Origin of the sequence: Avibacterium avium, from assembly GCF_900454535.1 — a bacterium.
Taxonomy (GTDB): domain Bacteria; phylum Pseudomonadota; class Gammaproteobacteria; order Enterobacterales; family Pasteurellaceae; genus Avibacterium; species Avibacterium avium.
On the sequence record NZ_UGSP01000001.1, the window covers coordinates 1022838 to 1041069 of the forward strand.

19 protein-coding genes are annotated in these 18232 nt (G+C 41.8%); 7 read left to right on the top strand and 12 right to left on the bottom strand.

Translation table 11 applies throughout. The features are described from left to right. Positions 1 to 14: 14 nt before the first annotated feature. Complete coding sequence (locus DYC50_RS05145; protein WP_115249274.1) at positions 15 to 1289, bottom strand: isochorismate synthase; 1275 nt, start codon at positions 1287 to 1289, stop codon at positions 15 to 17. Positions 1290 to 1497: 208 nt separating this feature from the next. On the opposite strand from DYC50_RS05145, the gene DYC50_RS05150 reads away from it, so the two are divergent. Continuing rightward, positions 1498 to 2712, top strand: coding sequence for a pyridoxal phosphate-dependent aminotransferase (locus tag DYC50_RS05150; RefSeq protein ID WP_115249275.1), 1215 nt, complete (start codon positions 1498 to 1500; stop codon positions 2710 to 2712). 67 nt (positions 2713 to 2779) lie between these two features. Here DYC50_RS05150 and ruvB read toward each other — a convergent pair whose 3' ends face one another. The 8 genes from ruvB to DYC50_RS05195 all read right to left on the bottom strand — a co-directional run bounded on the left by ruvB (position 2780) and on the right by DYC50_RS05195 (position 9242). After that, positions 2780 to 3790 carry a Holliday junction branch migration DNA helicase RuvB gene (gene ruvB, locus DYC50_RS05155; RefSeq protein WP_115249276.1) on the bottom strand — a complete coding sequence of 337 codons (1011 nt, stop codon included), beginning with the start codon at positions 3788 to 3790 and terminating at the stop codon, positions 2780 to 2782. A gap of 14 nt (positions 3791 to 3804) precedes the next feature. Beyond that, positions 3805 to 4419 carry a Holliday junction branch migration protein RuvA gene (gene ruvA / locus DYC50_RS05160; protein WP_115249277.1) on the bottom strand — a complete coding sequence of 205 codons (615 nt, stop codon included), beginning with the start codon at positions 4417 to 4419 and terminating at the stop codon, positions 3805 to 3807. 86 nt (positions 4420 to 4505) lie between these two features. Then, complete coding sequence (ruvC, locus tag DYC50_RS05165; RefSeq protein ID WP_110479495.1) at positions 4506 to 5066, bottom strand: crossover junction endodeoxyribonuclease RuvC; 561 nt, start codon at positions 5064 to 5066, stop codon at positions 4506 to 4508. A 72-nt stretch (positions 5067 to 5138) separates the two neighbouring features. After that, entirely contained in the window at positions 5139 to 5879 is a 741-nt protein-coding gene (locus DYC50_RS05170; protein ID WP_115249278.1) for a YebC/PmpR family DNA-binding transcriptional regulator, read from the bottom strand. Positions 5880 to 6099: 220 nt separating this feature from the next. After that, entirely contained in the window at positions 6100 to 6543 is a 444-nt protein-coding gene (gene nudB, locus DYC50_RS05175) for a dihydroneopterin triphosphate diphosphatase (protein ID WP_115249279.1), read from the bottom strand. After that, positions 6540 to 6920: a hypothetical protein gene (locus tag DYC50_RS05180; protein WP_115249280.1), complete on the bottom strand. Its 381-nt coding sequence runs from the start codon at positions 6918 to 6920 to the stop codon at positions 6540 to 6542. Before DYC50_RS05180 ends, nudB begins: the two co-directional genes overlap by 4 nt. A 104-nt stretch (positions 6921 to 7024) precedes the next feature. Beyond that, positions 7025 to 8803 (bottom strand): aspartate--tRNA ligase, encoded by a 1779-nt coding sequence (aspS, locus tag DYC50_RS05185; RefSeq protein WP_115249281.1) that lies wholly within the window; start codon positions 8801 to 8803, stop codon positions 7025 to 7027. 148 nt (positions 8804 to 8951) lie between these two features. Beyond that, the gene (locus tag DYC50_RS05195) at positions 8952 to 9242 is read right to left on the bottom strand and encodes a type II toxin-antitoxin system RelB/DinJ family antitoxin (protein ID WP_035686016.1); all 291 of its coding nucleotides are present in this window, start codon (positions 9240 to 9242) and stop codon (positions 8952 to 8954) included. 191 nt (positions 9243 to 9433) lie between these two features. On the opposite strand from DYC50_RS05195, the gene cmoA reads away from it, so the two are divergent. Together cmoA and DYC50_RS05205 are read left to right on the top strand one after the other, a co-directional pair. Beyond that, a complete protein-coding gene (cmoA, locus tag DYC50_RS05200) occupies positions 9434 to 10159 on the top strand; it encodes a carboxy-S-adenosyl-L-methionine synthase CmoA (protein WP_115249282.1) in 726 nt (241 codons plus the stop codon). Between the two features lie 98 nt (positions 10160 to 10257). Continuing rightward, a complete protein-coding gene (locus DYC50_RS05205) occupies positions 10258 to 10503 on the top strand; it encodes a hypothetical protein (RefSeq protein ID WP_115249283.1) in 246 nt (81 codons plus the stop codon). A 2-nt stretch (positions 10504 to 10505) separates the two neighbouring features. Here DYC50_RS05205 and DYC50_RS05210 read toward each other — a convergent pair whose 3' ends face one another. Beyond that, complete coding sequence (locus DYC50_RS05210) at positions 10506 to 11411, bottom strand: LysR family transcriptional regulator (protein WP_115249284.1); 906 nt, start codon at positions 11409 to 11411, stop codon at positions 10506 to 10508. Between the two features lie 141 nt (positions 11412 to 11552). Here DYC50_RS05210 and hchA point away from each other — a divergent pair, with 141 nt between their 5' ends. The 3 genes from hchA to DYC50_RS05225 all read left to right on the top strand — a co-directional run bounded on the left by hchA (position 11553) and on the right by DYC50_RS05225 (position 14585). Further along, positions 11553 to 12419, top strand: a complete 867-nt coding sequence (gene hchA, locus DYC50_RS05215) for a glyoxalase III HchA (RefSeq protein WP_103854065.1) — start codon at positions 11553 to 11555, stop codon at positions 12417 to 12419. 349 nt (positions 12420 to 12768) lie between these two features. Then, entirely contained in the window at positions 12769 to 13518 is a 750-nt protein-coding gene (locus DYC50_RS05220; RefSeq protein WP_115249285.1) for an SDR family oxidoreductase, read from the top strand. A 74-nt stretch (positions 13519 to 13592) separates the two neighbouring features. Then, positions 13593 to 14585 (top strand): NAD(P)H-quinone oxidoreductase, encoded by a 993-nt coding sequence (locus DYC50_RS05225; RefSeq protein ID WP_115249286.1) that lies wholly within the window; start codon positions 13593 to 13595, stop codon positions 14583 to 14585. Between the two features lie 611 nt (positions 14586 to 15196). Here DYC50_RS05225 and pheA read toward each other — a convergent pair. Continuing rightward, a complete protein-coding gene (gene pheA, locus DYC50_RS05230) occupies positions 15197 to 16360 on the bottom strand; it encodes a prephenate dehydratase (RefSeq protein WP_115249287.1) in 1164 nt (387 codons plus the stop codon). Between the two features lie 242 nt (positions 16361 to 16602). Continuing rightward, a complete protein-coding gene (rpsO, locus tag DYC50_RS05235; RefSeq protein ID WP_017805737.1) occupies positions 16603 to 16872 on the bottom strand; it encodes a 30S ribosomal protein S15 in 270 nt (89 codons plus the stop codon). Positions 16873 to 17038: 166 nt separating this feature from the next. Here rpsO and DYC50_RS05240 point away from each other — a divergent pair, with 166 nt between their 5' ends. Next, the gene (locus tag DYC50_RS05240; protein ID WP_115249288.1) at positions 17039 to 18175 is read left to right on the top strand and encodes a glycerate kinase; all 1137 of its coding nucleotides are present in this window, start codon (positions 17039 to 17041) and stop codon (positions 18173 to 18175) included. Positions 18176 to 18232: the final 57 nt, after the last annotated feature.

Genomic DNA, 18232 nt, shown 5'->3' on the forward strand with positions numbered 1-18232 from the left:
TTCTCCGTTTATTTTTATTCTTGTAATAATGAAATTAATCCAAAGGCTTTACGCTCAATTTCTTGCCATTCTAACAAGGGAATAGAGCCTTCAACAATCCCCGCACCAGCAAAAACACGAATTTGTTGTTGTTCAATAAAGGCAGAGCGAATTGCAACACAAAATTCTGCCCATTTTTTTTGCATAATGCCTAATGTGCCTGCATACCAACGGCGATCAAAGGTTTCAGTTTGGCGCAAAAAAGCAAGTGCCTCGTTCCGTCCTAAGCCTGCCACTGCAGCGGTGGGGTGAATGGCATTTAAGAAAATGTTATCGCCATATTCAGGGTAAATTTGTGCGACAATTTGCCGTCTTAAATGTTGCACTTGGCGTAAGGTTTTTAGCCCTAATTGCGATACTTCAATATGTTGGCTATAAGGGGTAAGATGATGTGTAATATCATCAACAACTAATTGATTTTCATAAATGTTTTTTTCATCTTGTAATAGCCATTGCGATTGTTGTATGGTTTCTTTTTCACTTTCGCTGACTAAAGCGGTGCCTGCTAGCGCTTCGGTATGCAGTTGATTGCCTTGTCGTTGATATAAGCGCTCAGGGCTTGAGCCAATAAAAATCTCCCGTGCATTTTCGGCCAAAAGAAAATGGTAGCAACCAAAATTATAGCGTTCACTTTCGGCGAGAAAATCATAGGCATTGAGGCGATCTTCGGCGGCAAACTGGGTTGCATTTGCAAGCACAATTTTGTTCACAATGCCTTGTTGAATTTGGTCTAAGGCTTTTTCCACCCAATTGCACCATTGTGCTTGTTCCGCTTGTTTTTTGACAAAATGGATGGATTGCTGAATAGGGTTAAGTGCGGTGCTTTTTTCAAAGGTTTTTAATGCCTCTAAACAGGCTTGATGTTCATATTGAAAATTGTTAGTTACATCAATAAATAATTGAATTTTCAACTTATTTTGTTTTTTTTCTAAATAAAGTCGAGGGAGAAAGAATTGGCTTTGCCCATAAAACTCTACGCCACCAACTAAAGGATAGTCACTTTTTTGAATAAAATGCTGAGCTTGATTTAAATCAGAAAAACAGCGTAGTTGCCCAATCACCGCAATGTGTTGAGAACAATCGCGGAAATTTAAATAAAACTGCGGATAGATTTGTTGCCCTTTCAGCCAGCTTAATAAATTAAGATCGCTTTCTATTTCTAGCTGCACGCAGGCGATCCCTTGTTGCTCGGGAAGCGAAGGGGAAATCTGATCGATTAGCTGTTGTTTAATTGATTGCAAATTATCCATTTAAAAAGCGTTGTTTTTGCCAATAAAATAAGTTAAAAATAAGAGCTAATTCTACCGCACTTTATAAGAATTTTTTACAAAATCTTTTCATCTTGGCAAAATAAGCGTAAAGTGCGGTGAGAAATAAGCCGATTTTTATCGGCAATTTTTTGCTAACTATAATAACACGCAGCATTATTTTTATATTGAAACCAAAAGGATAATGACAATGACAAAATTTCCTAAATCGAGCAAGTTAGAACACGTTTGTTACGATATTCGTGGGCCAGTGCATAAAGAAGCACTACGTTTGGAAGAAGACGGGCATAAAATCTTAAAATTAAATATCGGCAATCCCGCACCTTTTGGTTTTGAAGCGCCAGATGAAATTTTGGTGGATATTTTGCGTAATCTGCCCGCAGCACAGGGTTATTGCGATTCCAAAGGGTTGTATTCTGCGCGTAAAGCCATTGTACAATATTACCAGTCAAAAGGTATTCACGGCGCAAATGTGAATGATGTGTATATCGGTAATGGCGTGTCTGAGCTGATAATGATGTCAATGCAAGCCTTGCTGAATAATGATGATGAAGTGTTAATTCCAATGCCAGATTATCCATTATGGACTGCGGCGGCTACCCTTGCTGGTGGAAAAGCAGTGCATTATTTATGCGATGAACAGGCAGATTGGTTTCCTGATTTAGAGGATATTAAAAGTAAAATCACTTCTCGCACCAAAGCTATTGTGATTATCAACCCGAATAACCCAACGGGCGCGGTGTATAGTAAAGATTTATTGCAAGGCATTGTAGATATTGCTCGTGAGCATAATTTGATTATTTTTGCCGATGAAATTTATGACAAAATTTTGTATGACGATGCAGTTCATCATCATATCGCTGCCCTTGCACCGGATTTATTAACTATCACGTTTAATGGTTTGTCAAAATCTTATCGTGTGGCAGGTTTCCGTCAAGGCTGGATGATTTTGAACGGCCCGAAACATCAGGCAAAAGGCTATATTGAAGGCTTGGATATGCTGGCTTCAATGCGTTTATGCGCCAACCACCCAATGCAACACGCCATTCAAACCGCATTAGGTGGTTATCAAAGCATTAATGAATTTATTTTGCCAGGCGGACGCTTATTAGAACAGCGCAACAAAGCCTATGAACTGATTAACCAAATCCCTGGGGTAAGCTGTGTTAAGCCAATGGGCGCGCTTTATATGTTCCCGAAAATTGATGTGAAAAAATTCAATATTTATGATGATGAAAAAATGGTGCTGGATTTATTACGTCAAGAGAAAGTGTTATTAGTACACGGACGCGGTTTTAACTGGCATTCCCCTGATCACTTCCGCATTGTTACCTTGCCTTATGTGAATCAAATTGAAGATGCGCTAACCCGATTAGCACGCTTTTTGGAACATTATCGCCAGTAGGTGAATTGCAAATAAAGAGAGAAATAGCAATACAACGTGTATTGCTATTTTTTATCAGGAATTTTTATTATTCATCAGTCAGTTTATTGATACCAAAATGACGATAGGTTCGCAATGTGGCGATACGGCCTCTTGGGGTGCGTTGTAAAAAGCCTTGTTGGATTAAATAAGGCTCAAGTACATCTTCAATGGTTTCGCGTTCTTCACCAATGGCGGCGGCAAGATTGTCTAAGCCCACAGGGCCGCCGTCAAAACGTTCAATAATGGCGCTTAATAATTTGCGATCCATAAAGTCGAAACCTGCGGGATCAACGTCTAACATAGAAAGAGCAGACTTAGCAATTTGTGCAGAAATTTGCCCGGCATTTTTAACATCGGCGTAATCTCGCACACGGCGCAATAAACGGTTGGCAATACGCGGTGTACCACGGGAACGGCAGGCAATTTCTTGCGCCGCATCTTGTTCAATGGCTAAATTTAAACATTGCGCACTGCGTGCCACAATAGACGCGAGATCTTCCACGGAATAAAATTCTAAGCGTTGTACAATGCCAAAGCGATCACGCAAAGGGGAAGTGAGCGAGCCAGCTTTGGTGGTTGCGCCAATTAAGGTAAAAGGGGGCAAATCCAGTTTAATTGAGCGTGCCGCTGGACCTTCACCAATCATAATATCGAGCTGATAATCTTCCATTGCGGGATACAGCACTTCTTCAATGGCTGGGGAAAGGCGGTGAATTTCGTCAATAAATAGCACATCGTGCGGTTCAAGATTGGTCAGCATTGCCGCTAAATCGCCTGCTTTTTCAAGCACTGGCCCTGAAGTGGTGCGGATATTTACTCCCATTTCATTCGCCACAATATTGGCAAGGGTGGTTTTCCCTAACCCTGGTGGGCCGAAAATTAATAGGTGATCGAGCGCATCTTGGCGCAGTTTGGCGGCTTGGATAAAGATTTCCATTTGCTCACAGACCTGTGGTTGCCCTACATAATCGGTGAGTAATTTAGGGCGAATGGCACGATCAATGACTTCTTCATCGAATTTTTCCGTTGCGCTGACAATTCTATCTACTTCAATCATTATTCTGCCTTAATTTATAATGCCGCTTTCAGGGCTTCGCGGATTAATTGTTCGCTGTTAAGTGCAGGATCGGCAACTTTCTTCACCATTTTTTCCGCTTCACTTGCTTTGTAACCTAACGCGATTAATGCCGCGACTGCATCATCAATTTGAACATTTTCTTTATTTGGTGATTTTTCTGCCGCAGGCAAATGCGTGCTTTCAATAAAGAAATCGCCTTGTTGTAAATCCTTAAATTTCCCTTTTAATTCAACTAGTAAGCGTTCTGCTGTTTTTTTCCCCACGCCGGGGATTTTGACTAATTTAGATAATTCTTCACGTTCTATGGCATAAGCAAATTCATTGACCGACATTGCAGATAAAATGGCAAGCGCCAGTTTTGGGCCTACACCGTTGGTTTTGATTAGCTCACGAAATAAAGTGCGGTCTTGTTTGTGGGAAAATCCGAACAACAAATGCGCATCTTCCCGCACGACCAAATGGGTGAAAAGGGTAGTTTGTTGCCCTATTTCTGGCAAGTTATAAAAGCTGGTCATTGGCAATAAAAGCTCATAGCCCACGCCTTGCACATCAAGCAAAATTTCTGGTGGTTGCTTTTCGACTAATAATCCTGTTAAACGGCCTATCATAATTTCCCCTTAAAACGATTTGCCATAGGATAAAATAAAACTGGATAAATATCCAGTTTTAAACGATAAATTTTCACGCTTAGCCATTATAAACGGAAGCGCCCACGGCTATATCTTGGACGCAAAAGTGCGGTGTTTTTTCCCGCTGTTTTTTGCACATTTTGATTAATTTGCGATAAATGCGCAAAGGAATGGGAATGCGTGATGGCAATGGCTAAGGCATCGGCAGCATCGGCTTGCGGTTTCGCGGAAAGATTAAGAATGCGTGTTACCATTTCTTGCACTTGGGTTTTATCGGCCGCCCCTGTGCCAACCACCGTTTGCTTGACTAAGCGCGCGGCATATTCAAACACCGGTAAATCGTGGTTCACCGCAGCAACAATCGCCACGCCACGGGCTTGTCCAAGTTTTAAGGCAGAATTGGCATTTTTGGCCAAAAATACTTCTTCAATGGCAAACATTGTGGGCTGAAATTGGGTGATAATTTCGCTCACGCCCGCGTAAATACGCTTTAAACGGGTTGGCATATCTTCTGCCTGAGTGCGAATCACCCCGCTGCCTAAATAGTCCAACTTTAACCCCACTTGACGGATTACACCGTAGCCCGTTAAGCGAGAACCGGGGTCAATCCCCAAAATAATTGCCATTTGATTTCCTGTTTGAAAAGGTTCAAATACAGTAAACAAAAAAGGTGCTTCCGCACCTTCTTCCATTACGCATTAAAGTAATGCGGCAACTTCATCACTGATTTCGCCGTTGTGATACACATTTTGCACATCATCACAATCTTCTAGCATATCAATTAAGCGTAATAATTTTGGTGCAGTTTCCGCATCAAGATTTACCGTAGTTGATGGGATCATTGTTACTTCGGCTTCTTGAATTTTGAAGCCTGCAGCTTCAATGGCTTCACGCACTGCACTTAAATCTTCCCACGCGGTGTAGATTTCAAAACTGCCGTCTTCTTGTGGTTGAATATCATCTGCGCCCGCTTCAATCGCCGCTTCTGTAAGTGCATCTTCATCAGCTTGCGCAATTAAAATCAAACCTTTTTTACTGAACAAATAGCCAACAGAACCCTCTGTCCCTAAGTTTCCACCGCATTTAGTGAAGCTTGGACGAACCTGTGAAATGGTGCGATTTGCGTTATCACTTAAACATTCTACCATCACCGCTGTGCCACCAGGGCCATAGCCTTCATAAACTTTGGTTTCCATATTGGTGTCATCGCCACCGCCCACACCGCGATCGATGGCACGGTTGATGGTATCACGCGTCATATTATTAGAAAGGGCTTTATCCACCGCTGCACGCAAACGCGGGTTAGCGCTTACATCACCGCCCCCAAGTTTGGCGGCGGTAACCAATTCACGGATTAATTTAGTAAAGATTTTACCACGCTGAGCATCTTGGGCGGCTTTACGGTGTTTAATATTCGCCCACTTACTATGTCCTGCCATTTTGTTTCCTTTTGTTTTTTGTGATCTTTTTGATCTTGAGTTTAATTAAATTTGTTTGTTTTTATAAATTGGGTTTCGCCGTTGGCGGCTTATATTCACCGCAATAGGCGTCATATCATTTAGTGCGTAGTTATTGCTACTATCAAATCTCCCCCTCCCCCTCTTTAGCAAAGAGGGGTTAGGGGAGATTTGGCAGAATTTATTCCAGCCAAATAATCAATCAGCCCTTATTTACCAAATATTTCTCAATCGCTGCGGCATTATTCGGCGATTTTGTCATTTGCACAGCCTGTTGTGGGGAAACCCATTTAAAGGCCAAATGCTCGCTTAATTGCGGTTCAAATTCCTGTTCCACAGCGCATAAAAACCAATGTTCTCGTGCGTGGGTGATATTCGGTGCGTATTTATAGCGGAAATGGGGAAAAATTTCAAATTCTACGCTTTCGTTGCAATCAAAAAGTGCGGTGGAATTTTGCGAAATTTTTAACCGCACTTCTTCCCAAAGCTCGCGGATTGCTGTTTCTCTTGCGGTTTCGCCATTTTCCATTGAACCTGTTACCGACTGCCAAAAGTCAGGATCGTCTTTGCGTTGTAGCATCAATACGCGATTTGTGTTTTTGGCGTAGATAATAACGAGAACGCTTTGGGGGTTTTTATAGGTCATCTCGCGTTATTTTTAAAATAAGCATTGACATTTGGACGATATAAGAGAAAAGCAAAAATTGCTGTTCTCATGATACTGATTATAGTTTGTCTATCTTCAATACCATTCATTAAAAATATGATTACCGCAGAAAGCACACTAATTGCTACATACAAATACCGCCCCCAGCTTTTACCTTCTAACATTGTGATAGAAGCATAAATCAATGATATTGCTATCCCACCCAAAACGATAACACTACCAATCATCATATTCATGATTTCAGGGGCAGACATGAGTAAATACATAAAATATATTAATCCAACAAATCCACCAATAATAGTCAACCAACTAATAAAAGTAACAGAGAAAGGTCTTGCTTTTACCTCATCATTCATAATTTATCCTTTTAGCTAATTTAATTCTAACTATTACTATATCCCTTTAGGAATAATCGCTCTTTAGGGCGTATGCAATACACCCCTACAATTGCCCAGAAAAACTATTCCGTTTTATTTTCCTTAGCCACAACCGCAACCCCCAACTCCGCCAATGCCTGCGGGTTCGCATAGCTTGGGGCTTCGGTCATTAAGCACGCGGCGGCGGTGGTTTTCGGGAAGGCGATAACATCACGAATGTTGTCTGTGCCAGTTAAAAGCATCACTAAACGGTCTAAACCAAAGGCTAAACCTGCGTGTGGTGGTGTGCCGTATTTTAAAGCATCAAGTAAGAAGCCGAATTTTTCTTGTTGTTCTGCTTCGTTAATGCCAAGAATGCGGAAAACGGTTTGCTGCATTACAGGATCGAAAATACGCACAGAGCCACCGCCCACTTCATAGCCGTTAATCACCATATCATAAGCATTGGCTACCGCTGCTGTTGGATCTTGCTCAAGCTGTGCAGGGCTGAAATCTTTTGGTGAGGTGAACGGGTGGTGCATTGCGGCAAGGTTGCCTTCTTCATCACGTTCAAACATAGGGAAATCTACCACCCAAAGTGGTTTCCATTCTTCCAAGCGAGTTAAGCCTAAATCACGGCCTAATTTCAAGCGTAATGCGCCCATTGCGTCAGTGGTAACGTTCCATTTGTCTGCGCCGAAGAAAAGGATGTCGCCATTTTGTGCTTGTACACGGTTTAATAACGCATTTAACACGTCTTCTGATAAGAATTTCGCAATTGGACTTTGCACGCCCTCTAAGCCTTTTTCAAGCTCATTAACTTTCAACCAAGCTAAGCCTTTTGCGCCATAAATGCCAACAAATTGGGTGTATTCGTCAATTTGTTTACGGGTAATACTTGCGCCATTTGGCACGCGGATTACGGTTACACGGCCATTTGGATCATTGGCAGGGCCGCTGAATACTTTGAAATCCACCTCTTTCACTAAATCAGCCACGTCCACCATTTCTAATGGGTTACGCAAATCAGGTTTGTCTGAACCAAAACGCTGCATTGCTTCTGCCCAAGTCATCATTGGGAATTTACCCAGATCCACGCCTAAAATTGCTAACCATAATCCGTGGATCATTTGTTCCATAATTTCACGCACTTCTGGTGCGGTTAAGAAAGAGGTTTCCACATCGATTTGGGTAAATTCAGGCTGGCGATCAGCGCGTAAATCTTCATCACGGAAACATTTTACAATTTGATAATAACGATCAAAGCCAGACATCATCAGCAACTGCTTAAATAATTGTGGCGATTGTGGTAAAGCATAGAATTTGCCTTTATGCACACGGCTTGGCACTAAATAGTCGCGTGCGCCTTCAGGGGTGGCTTTGGTGAGCATTGGGGTTTCAATATCTAAGAAACCGTGATCGTCCATAAAACGGCGCACAAAACTGGTTATTTTTGCACGAGTTTTTAAACGTTGCGCCATTTCAGGGCGGCGTAAATCTAAATAACGATATTTTAAGCGTTGCTCTTCGGTATTATTTTGATTGAAATCCAACGGCAACACATCAGACGCATTGTAAACAGAAAGGGATTTCGCCAACACTTCCACTTCGCCTGTTGCCATATTTTTATTAATTTGGTTTTCAGGGCGCGCAATGACTTCGCCTTTAATTTGCACGCAAAACTCATTACGCAAGCCCGCTGCAGCGGTGAGTGCTTCTTGATATTTCGGGTCAAAGCAGACTTGTACAATGCCTTCGCGATCACGCAAATCGATAAAAATCAAGCCACCTAAATCACGGCGCTTATTGACCCAACCGCTCAGAGTAACTTCTTGTCCAATGTTGCTGCGGTTTAACGCCCCGCAATAATGAGTTCGCATCATAATATTTTCCTTATTGAAATCTTAAAAAAGTGATAACCGCAAGATTATAGCGGAAATCTTGGGGGGATAGAATTGTTAATTGAGAAGTTATGCAAAAACTTCTGAATGTGTATTTAACCGAACTAATTTTAGGCATTGTTGTTCAATTTTATTTTTTCTCTTCTGCTATTTGTTGCAATAAGGTGGCAAGATCAGTTTTGTCATCAAGAGAGAAACGTTCAGCCGTTCCACTTTCAATTTCATTCATTGCCGCTAAAGTTTTTGCATTAGGTTGTAAATAATTCAAACTCAAAGGAATCGCTTTGGTGGTAGCAATTTCAGTTAAAAACATATTAAACACTTGTGAAGGGGTAAGGCCATATTGGGCAATCACTTCAAATGCTTCTGTTTTTAAATGTTGTGGTAAACGAAAATTCACCACGGCATTATTGTTTGTCATTGTCGTCATAATCAATCTCTCATTGGTTAAATTGACTGTATTATATTGCATATACAATGTCATTACAAATTAAGATTGATACATTTCCATTTGTGAGAACCGCGGTCTTGCTCTAAAATGCTGACAAAATAAAGAGCGGTAAAAATTTTGTGAATTTTCACCGCTCTTTGATGACAAATTTAGGATAAATAATGAGTAAAGATACCATTTTTTCCGCCCCGATTAAGAATTTGGGCGATTTTACTTTTGATGAAAATGTGGCGGAAGTGTTCCCTGATATGATCCAGCGTTCTGTGCCGGGCTATTCTAATATCATCACTGCAATTGGAATGTTGGCGAGCCGTTTTGTGACGCCAAATTCTAATGTGTATGATTTAGGCTGCTCTCGTGGGGCGGCAACCCTTGCGGCCAGACGCAACATTCATCAGCCGAATGTGAAGATTATTGGCGTGGATAATTCATTGCCAATGGTGGAACGCTGTCGCCAGCACGTTCAGGCATATCACAGCGAGATTCCCGTAGAGATTTTGTGTGATGATATTCGCAACATTGAAATCAACAATGCCTCGATGGTGATTTTGAATTTCACCTTGCAGTTTTTGCCACCGCAAGATCGCAGCGCGCTGTTAGAAAAAATTTATCAAGGGCTAAATCCCAATGGCGTGTTGGTGCTGTCGGAAAAATTCCGTTTTAATGATGAAAAAATCGATGAATTATTGATTGATTTACACCACGAATTTAAGCGCGCCAATGGTTACAGCGAATTAGAAGTGAGCCAAAAACGCACCGCACTTGAAAATGTGATGCGTACTGATGATATTGAAACGCACAAAGTGCGGTTAAAATCTGTGGGATTTTCTCACATTGAATTGTGGTTTCAATGCTTTAATTTTGGGTCGATGATGGCGATTAAATAATGCAAATCCGTTCATTGTTCTTAGCAGGGTTATTGCTTGGCTGTGTTAATCTGGTTTATGCTCAAAACATCGCCACAGCTCAAATTTCTTAACTACAAGTGGAACAAGCCTCAAGTGCCACGCGCGATTTTATCATTTTTTACGACCGCACTTTAACCACTGCACCGCAGCTTATCGCAGCCAGCCAAAAATTAGGTGCTGAATTGCTGTATGAATACCAAAACTTTAATGCCATTGCGGTGCATATTCCTGAACATTTAGATCTTTCAACACGAGAAAAGCAGCTTGCCCAACTCAACGGTGTGCTGCAAGTCAATCCATCACAAATGATGCAGCTGCATTGATCTTATGCTGTTGAGTGGAAAGTGCGGTGTAAAATTTCTTTTAATAAATCATAAACAAAGCACACTCGTTCGCTCACCATTGTTTGATAAGGGCGATATAAATAAAGCTGCCATTTTTGTTTTTCCACCTCTGGAAACAGTTCTATCAATTGGCCTTGATCGATATAAGGCTGGCATAAAATATCAATCAGCTGCGAGCAAGTTCGCCCCGCCAAAGCGGATTGCAATTCGCTATACATATCGGAAGCCAAAAATTTCGGGTGAGTTGGAATAAAATGCTGTTGAGTATTAATTTGCCAGTGCCAAATGCGTTTTAGTTTTGGGTTAATCAAACCACTGAGCGGGTAGTTTAACGCCAGATCTTGCAGGCTTTCAGGCGTGCCTAAGCGTTGCAATAATTTCGGTGCGGCAACAATTTTTTCTTGCAAGGTGAAGATGTGGTGTGCAATCCAATCTTGCTCAGGCTCAAGACAGACACGCAGCCCAATATCAATTTGATCATCAATGGTTTTCAGCTTATCTAAAGACACGCGCCAATCGATGACCAAATCAGGATAGGGTTCAAGTGCGGTCAATAATTCATACAAAAGTTGATCGTTATAAGGCATCGGCGGCAGGGTAATTCGCACAATGCCTTGCATCGCTTTATCATTAATTTTTTGTGAAGAAAAAAGCCGTTCGCTATCGACCAATAATTGTTGTGCTTGGGGCAGAAATTGTTCGCCAAATTCCGTGAGTTTAATGCTACGTGTATTGCGTTGAAATAAGCGTTCACCCAGCAGATTCTCTAGCTCGGCAATCATTCGGGGGACCACCTGCGGCGACACCGCAAGGCGTTGTGCAGTTTCGCGAAAATTTAGAGTTTCACTCGCCACACTAAAATAACGAAGTGCATCAAGTTTATTCATATTATTCCTTTTTTGCGAATAGTCTATTCCGATTTTATCCCTTTTCAACTTAATTATCTAGGGCTAGAATGCACGCCAGAAAAAACGCTAAAACGGTTTTTCATAGTGAACTTTATAAGATAAAAACTTTTGGAGAGTAAAATGACAGATTTAAGTAAAAACCCCGTGGCGGATCGCGCTGAACACAATGCGTTCTTCCCATCGGAATATTCTTTAACACAATATACCAGCAAAAAAACAGACTTTGATGGTTTCAAATTCGATAAACCTTATACTGGTGGTAAACACAAAGTATTAATGATCGGCACAGATGAGCGTTATATCGAAATGCAAAACGGTAAATTATTCTCAACAGGTAACCACCCCGTTGAAATGTTATTACCTATGTTGCATATGCACCACGCTGGCTTTGAAATTGATGTGGCAACCTTATCAGGTAACCCAGTTAAATTAGAAATTTGGGCAATGCCAGAAGAAGACAAAGCAGTAATGGATTTATATAACCAATACTTGCCAAAATTAGTGAATCCGAAAAAATTAGAAGATATTTTACCTGAAGTCCTAGCGGAAGATTCACCTTATATCGCCGTATTTATCCCAGGCGGCCACGGCGTATTAGCAGGCGTGCCACACAGCAAAGACGTGAAAAAAGTGTTAGATTGGGCATTAAATAAAGATAAACATGTGATCACTTTATGTCACGGCCCAGCGTCTTTATTAGCGGCTGGCGTAGGCGAAAAAGCGGAAGATTTCCCATTCAAAGGCTATGAACTTTGCGTATTCCCTGATTCATTAGATGAAGGCGCTAACCAAGCAATCGGCTATATGCCAGGTAAATTACAATGGTTAGTGGGTGAAAACCTTGCTAAATTAGGCGTGAAAATTATGAACGAAGGCATCACAGGTCAAGTTCACAAAGATCGCAAATTGCTTACTGGTGATAGCCCATTAGCATCAAACAACTTAGGGATTTTAGCTGCGGATGAATTATTGAAAGCAGTGAAATAATTTTGGGGTCTGTTGATCATTCATTGTATATTTGAGCTGGTAGCTATTTTTTGTGAGAACAAGGCGAACGCGGTGAAGTTTAGTTATTCTAAACGAACCGCGTTCAACGCAGTAATCGCGAAAAATAGCCCCAGCCCTACGGGTTAAGTTTAAAATTAGCGCACTCTTTGTTGCCGTTCTCACCAAGAGAACCACTCTTGGTTTCGAACAGCGCCGCGATTGCGCTAATTTTAAACGATAACTCAAATGTACAATGAATGGTCAACAGACCCCTAAGAGCGGTGTAAAAATTGAGAAAATTTTCACCGCTCTTTTTTATCTAATAAAATCAATGAAATAAGGAACAACAATGAGCAATAATATTCAAGGCAAAGTGGTATTAATCACAGGGGTGTCAAGTGGATTAGGTGAAGAAACCGCGCGCCATTTAGCATCATTAGGAGCTAAAGTGGTGTTAGGCGCAAGACGCTTAGAGCGTTTGCAAGCCCTTGCTGAGCAAATTCAACAGCAAGGTGGCGAAGCCGTTGTGGTGCAAATGGACGTATCAAAACGTGAAGACGTAGAAAAATTGGCACAAGCCGCGTTACAACAATTTGGTCGCATTGATGTGTTAATCAACAACGCAGGCATTATGCCGGGCGCGGTGATGAGTGCATTAAAAGTGGACGAATGGGATCGAATGATTGATGTGAATATCAAAGGCGTTCTATACGGCATTGCGGCGGTGCTGCCAACAATGCTCGCACAAAATTCAGGGCATATCATCAACCTCTCTTCTGTGGCTGGCTTGAAAGTGTCATCAGGCGGCGGCACAGTATATAGCGCCACAAAATTTGCCGTGAAAGCCATTAGCGAAGGGTTGCGTGCAGAAATGGCAGGACATAATATCCGCGTAACCACCCTGTATCCAGGGGCGATTGAAAGCGAACTAAAATTCAGCAGCAGCGATCCAGAATCTCGCGAACGCGTGCAAAAATTCTATGCTGCCCACGAAATTCCCGCCAGTTCCATTGCCCGAGCCATTGCTTATGCGGTGGAACAGCCAGACAACGTTGCCGTGAACGAAATCACAGTTCGCCCAACGGTGCAAGAGTTTTAATTCGCACCTATTTTTATCACAGAATGCCGTTTTTGAACGGCATTATTGTTGCTACGGGAATAAGGAAAATATCAATGCAGCAATTAATGCAACAAATTAATATGCGAGAAGCGGGAACTCCCGATGTGTTATTTATAGAACAAGCCACCATTCCCACACCACGAGCAGGTGAGTTGCTTGTAAAAGTCGCTTACGCCGGGGTAAATCGCCCTGATATTATGCAACGCCAAGGGCTGTATCCAATGCCCAAAGGCGTTACGCCAATTATGGGCTTGGAGCTTTCCGGCACAGTGGTTGCGGTTGGTGAAGGTGTGAGTGAGTTTCAACTTGGCGATAAAATTTGTGCCTTAACAGATGGAGGTGCTTATGCTGAATATTGCCTTGTGCCTGCCAGCCAAGCCTTGCCTGTTCCTAAAAATTATTCTTTGCTAGAAGCCGCAGCGTTGCCCGAAACCCTTTTCACCGTTTGGGTAAATTTGTTTATGCAACAACAGGTTAAAGCAGGGGAGAGTCTATTAGTTCACGGTGGAACAAGTGGTATAGGGCTAACGGCGCTCGCCATCGCACAAAGCCTAGGCATTAAAACCTACGCTACCGTAGGCAATGCAGAAAAATGTACTGTTGTTGAACAATATGGTGCGGTTGCGATTAATTATAAAACGCAAGATTTCGCCGACGTTATTCAAAGTGCGGGCGGAATTGACGCGATTTTAGATGTGGTCGGCGCGAGTTATTTCCAATGTAATTTAGCTTGCTTAAAGCAAAATGGCAGATTGTTTTTAATCGGTTTTATGGGCGGTGCAGTGGCACAAAACGTAGATTTATTACAAATCGCCTTAAAACGCGCCCATATCACTGGATCAACAATGCGTAGCCGCACTAAAGCTGAAAAAGCGGAAATCGCACAATCGCTAAAACAAAATGTTTGGGGCAAATTAGAAAACGAACAAATCGCCAAGCCAATAATTCATCAAGTGTTTGATTTTAAAGATGTTCAACAAGCACACCAAGAAATGGATAAAGGCACGCATATTGGCAAGGTGATGTTGGCGTTTGGTGCTGAATAATAAATAGTTTGTTTAGTGTTATAATTTTTTTCTTTGAGGGGAACGGGTTTCGCCGTTGGCGACCTACTTTCTTTTGTTTGCTCAAAAGAAAGTAGGCAAAGAAAAAGCCCCTCGACTAAATTGCTGATCTTCATTTTTAACAAATTTTCTTAACGAAAAGTAAGCCCATACTCGCTGCGCTGCGTTCAGGCGTTACTTTTCTAAAAATTTGTTAAAAATGAAGGCAATTTACACGGGGAAGTGGGATCTGAATTTTAAAGTGCGGTGGGAATTTTCTAATTTTTGAAACTCTGTGGAAAATGACCGTACTTTATTGCTGGCTGATTGCTTTTTTCTTTGGGTTGATGATGGGTTTCGCCGTTGGCGACCTACTTTCTTTTACTTGCTAAAAAGAAAGTAGGCAAAGAAAAGGCCCCCCGACTAAATTGCTGATCTTCATTTTTAACAAATTTTCTTAACGAAAAATCAGCCTGATGTTTGCTTCGCTCTCGCTTGGCGTGATTTTTCTAAAAATTTTATTTCCATTCGGGCGGTTTGGACGGGGAATGTGGTTGGGGTAATTTTAAAGTGCGGTGGAAATTTTGTGAATTTTTCACCGCACTTTTGTCTGTTTAATTCACTTCCACAGGCTTGACAATCTCACTTGGGTAACAACCGAGAATTTTTAGATAGTTGCTGTGTGCTTGCAATTCTTCCAACGCTTGTTGCACTTCTGGGTTGTTGATGTTGGCATCAATTTCAAGATAGAACATTTCGTCCCACGGCTGACCATAAATTGGGCGGGATTCTAGTTTCGTCATATTAATATTATGCTTTTTGAACACCAATAACGCGTCCACCAGTGAGCCTGCTTGGCGTTTATTTGTCGTCATTAATAACAGGGTTTTAGTGTGAATTTGCGGCGATACCACCACAGGTTCTTTAGCAATCACAATAAAGCGGGTGATGTTATTCTCTTGGTTGGCGATATTGCTTTTCAGCACGCGTAAGCCATAAAGATGGCCGCCATCTTCATTCCCTAATGCTGCAATATTTGGCTTATTCAGACTTGCCACTAACTGCATTGCGTGTGAGCTGCTTTCGCAATATTCAATATGTACACGATCAAGGCCGCGAATAAACTGGCTGCATTGCTGGATCACTTGCGGATGGCTGTATAGGGTGTCAATTTGGCTTAATTCACTGTGTTCCGTTGCGAGTACGCAATGTTTGATCGGGTATGCTAATTCCCCAATGAGCGATAAATCCGTATGTTGCAACAAATCATAGACTTCATTAATTGAACCTGAAGTCGTGTTTTCCAGCGGCAAAATTCCGTAATCCGCCTCGCCATTTTGCACTTTTTCAAATACTTGCTCGAAAGAGCTACAACTCAATTCAATGAATGGTTTCTGATAACGGGTTGCATAACTGCGTGCCGCAAGATGAGAATAAGATCCGCGCTTGCCTAAGAAAGCAATGTGGCTATTTTGCTCACGCTGTTCATTGAGTTTCTTTTGCAAATAGGCTTGCTGAGTCAGCACAGAATCTTCAATAATTTTCTGGAAAATTTGCGTGATATATTGTGGATCAAGCTGATAATTTTCATTTTCAGAAAATTGAATCAATTCTTGTAATAATTGTTGCTCACGCTCCACATCACGCAAGGCTTTCTGCGTGATTTCCTTGCTACGCACCACGTCATAAGCCAAACGATGACGCTCCGAAAGCAGTTTTAATAAACTGCGGTCAATTTGGGTGATTTGTTGTCTAATTTCTGCTAAATCCAGTGCCATTTTGTTATCTCGGTTATAGGGGATTGGGGTAGGATAAACAAGATTTTATTTGAGATCAAATGAATGTGTGTTTCTTTTTCTTTCAGTGATTTGAATTGAGAATGTAGTTAAGGTAAATTTTAAAGTGCGGTGTTTTTTGGGAGAGTTTTCTGGGCGGACATAGGTTTATTTTTGCTATTGATAAAATATCCCCATAAAAAAACGCTCAATTGCTTGAGCGTTTTCTTGTTCTAATTTGGAAATTAGCGACGTAAACCTAAACGAGCGATAGTTTCGCTGTATTTAGCTAAATCAGTACGTTTTAAGTAGTCTAATAATTTACGACGACGAGAAACCATACGTAATAAACCACGGCGACCGTGATGGTCTTTTTTATGCACTGCAAAGTGTGCTTGTAAGTGGTTGATTTGTGCAGTTAATAATGCAATTTGAACTTCTGATGAACCAGTATCTTTTGCATCACGACCAAATTCAGCAACGATAGCTGCTTTTTTTTCTGTGCTTAGAGACATATTAAAATCCTCAATAGTAGGGTTAGTCATACATCAAACGCCGATCTCTAATTCAGCGCCGACAAGGAGCAACAATTGTAGCGATTAAGAGAAAAAATGCAATAAATATCTTAGGATTTTTTGCTCAATAAGGTAGTATAAGAACAGGTTTTTATAGGAATTAACAATGAAAATACTCATTGCACCGGATTCATTCAAAGAAAGTTTGACCGCACTTGAAGTGGCGGAGGCGATTGAAATTGGGTTTCGCAAGATTTTTCCGCACGCACAATATTGCAAAATCCCAATGGCTGACGGTGGCGAAGGCACGGTTCAATCTTTGGTGGACGCGACACAAGGGAAGCTTATCCAATGCACGGTTACCGCCCCTTTGGGCAATAAAATTGACGCATTTTGGGGGCTTTCTGGTGATGGTGAAACTGCATTCATTGAAATGGCAGTAGCTTCTGGCTTGCATCTTGTACCAATGGAGGCTCGTAATCCATTGAAAACTACCAGTTTTGGCACGGGAGAATTGATTTTGAACGCCTTAAATTATGGGGTGAAAAAAATTATTCTCGGCATTGGTGGAAGCGCAACTAATGATGCTGGTGTTGGAATGTTGCAAGCCTTGGGTGCGCGCTTTCTCAATGCTGAAAATCAATCGTTGGGCGATGGTGGCGAACAGTTAATTCACACCGCTCATATTGATTTAAGCCAGCTTGATTCACGTTTAGCGCAAGTACAAATTGAAGTGGCTTGTGATGTGAATAATCCATTATGTGGTGAAACTGGTGCATCTGCCGTGTTCGGGCCGCAAAAAGGCGCAACCGTGCAAATGGTGCAACAACTTGATGCAGCGCTTGCTCATTTTGCCGAGAAAGTGCAGCAACAGCTTGGCATTAATATCGCCAATCAATCTGGTGCAGGAGCGGCTGGCGGAATGGGCGGTGGATTATTGCTGCTGCCTAAAGTGCGGTTGAAAAAAGGCGTAAATATTGTGTTAGAAACCTTAAATTTTAGCGCCCAAGTGCAAGATGCTGATTTGGTGATTACTGGCGAAGGGCGAATGGACGGGCAGAGTGCTTACGGAAAAACGCCCATTGGTGTCGCCAAAACTGCTAAGCAATTTGGCAAACCTGTGATTGCTATCGTAGGCTGTCTGCGGGAAGATTACGAAGTGGTGTATGAACAGGGCATTGACGCGGTCTTTCCGATTATTCGTCAGCTTGATAGTTTGGAGAACACCTTGCGTTCGGGGAAAGAGAATCTGATTTCAACGGCGCAGAATATCGCCAGATTTTATCAGTTAGCGATGAAATAACAGAATAGTGAAAAGACAAGTGCGGTGGAAAATTTTCAGATTTTTCACCGCACTTTT